Here is a 1950-nt window from a genome sequence, read left to right as displayed (position 1 = left end):
GCGGGCTCCCGCGGTCCACCGGGGTGCTCCGTACTGGTAGGCGCCCAGGCTCGGCACCGGATCGGTCGATCCGTCGTTGATGCCCGGCAGGGCGATCGCCGCGTTGCGTGCCGGTGAGCCCTCCTGCAGTCGGTAGTCGTGCGCCGCCGCGTCGACGAACAGCGGATCGACTTCCGGGGGCAGGTTGTTCGACAGCACGAGCCCGCCGTCGGTCGCGCCGCTCAGGCCCCGGATCGTCCCGATGTTGTTGTAGATCTTCGTGCCGGTCGACTGCCCCGGCTCCTTCACGTAGAAGAGGGTCATCCCGCCGGTGTTCCCCGCGACCAGGTTGTCGTGCGACCCGGTCCCGAGCCCGTTGAGCATCACCGTGCCCTCGCGGTTGCCCCAGCCCACGTTGTTCGCGATGACCAGGTCGCTCTGCCCGTTGTCGGCGTAGATGCCCGAGATGCCGAACGTCGACGACTTGGTGCTCGGATCCGGGTCGTGCAGCACGTTGTGGTCGAGGGACGAGCCCATCATGTAAGCGCTGCAGCAGGTGTAGATCGCGGCGACGTCGAGGCTGAGCCGCGCGTACCCCGAGACGTCGTTGTACGCGATCACGTCCTTGCCGGGTTCGAGCCCCTCCACGGTGTTCCACTGCAGGTTGATGCCGCTGCGGCCGACCCGCGAGATCGTGTTGTGGGTGACCGTCTGGCTGTTGCCCTGCACGGCGATGCCGGCCGCGTACGTGCCCATGTAGTCGACATCGTGGATCACGTTGTCGGTGGCCGTGTTGTTCTGGCCGCGCAGCGCGATGCCGTTGCCCGCACTCAGCGACAGATCACTGTTGACCACCTTGTTGTGGGTGCCGTTGATGATCAGGCCCGTGTCCGAGACACCCCGCGTCACCGTCGTGCCGCAGTCCGTCGCGCCACGCGTGATGTCCGTGTAGTGCGACAGGTACTGGCCCTTGATCCCGTCCAGGGTCACACCCGTGCTCGTGTCGCCCGTCCGCACGGTCGTCGCGAAGAGCTTGATGCCTTTCACGGTCGTGTGGCTGGTGTCCGACAGGTCGAAGCCCAGGGTGCGCCGCTTGGCCTCCACCCGGTGGTTGTCCGGGTCGTCGTCCCCGTACACGTACAGCTTCTTGGCCGTCGGGTCGTAGAACCACTCGCCGGGGCGCGCGAGTTCACCGATCTTCCCGGAGAGGGCGTATCGGGTCTCGTTCGGTACGACCTTGTGGACGCACGGCGGCGCCACGTCGAGGGTCACCGAGCCGACCGCCGAGCTTTTCACGGTGCCGGTGGCCGAGATGTACCAGTAGCCGGTGAGGGCACGGGCGCCGTCCCAGTACCCCGCCGGACGGGTCAGGGCCGCGTCGGAGATCGTGGCGTCCGTACTGCCCGCACCGGCGTACTGGAGCGTGGGTCCCAGCAGGTCCAGGCCGGGATAGGGCCACTGGGCCTCGATGTCCATCTTCTTGTCGGTGAACACCTGGACCGTCGACACGTCCGCGCCGAGGTCCACGTCGGTGCTGTAGATGTGCCCGGCCGCCACCGCGTCGCTGAACTGCGAGCCGGCGGCGAACGGATCGCTCTTGGCGATCTCGGTGACATCGGCGGCGGTGACCGGATCGAAGCCGGTCAGCCGCGATGCCCCGTTCACCGTGACGTCGGCGCCCACCGCGGCCTTGTACGTGATCGGCAGCTCGGCGGTGCCGGAGCGGGCCGGGACCACCGTCTCCTCGTACGAACCCGAGACGATCTCGCACGTGTCGCCGGGCACCATGACGTCCGCGCACCTCTGGATGTGCCGGAAGGGGTGGGTGGCGTTGCTGCCGTCGTTCGCGTCGTCGCCGTACGGGCCGACGTAATAGGTCCTGCCCGCCTGGGACTTGGGCGGATGGGCCGCGGCCGGGTGAACTGGCCCGCCCCCAATCCGCGCCGAGAGCAGGGGGGGCCGCGCCACATG

At 68.5% G+C, this 1950-nt stretch carries 1 protein-coding gene; it reads right to left on the bottom strand.

Annotated elements, in window-relative coordinates; genetic code table 11:
- Nucleotides 1-1767, bottom strand: a 1767-nt coding sequence (locus ACFW9D_RS16910; protein WP_384622734.1) for a right-handed parallel beta-helix repeat-containing protein, incomplete at its 3' end; no start/stop codon positions are given.
- Between the last annotated feature and the right edge of the window lie 183 nt (nucleotides 1768-1950).

Origin of the sequence: Streptomyces sp. NPDC059524 (assembly GCF_042749255.1) — a bacterium.
Taxonomy (GTDB): domain Bacteria; phylum Actinomycetota; class Actinomycetes; order Streptomycetales; family Streptomycetaceae; genus Streptomyces; species Streptomyces xanthii.
Note: the sequence above shows the minus strand (reverse complement) of the source record. Positions and strands in the feature narration are given on the sequence as shown.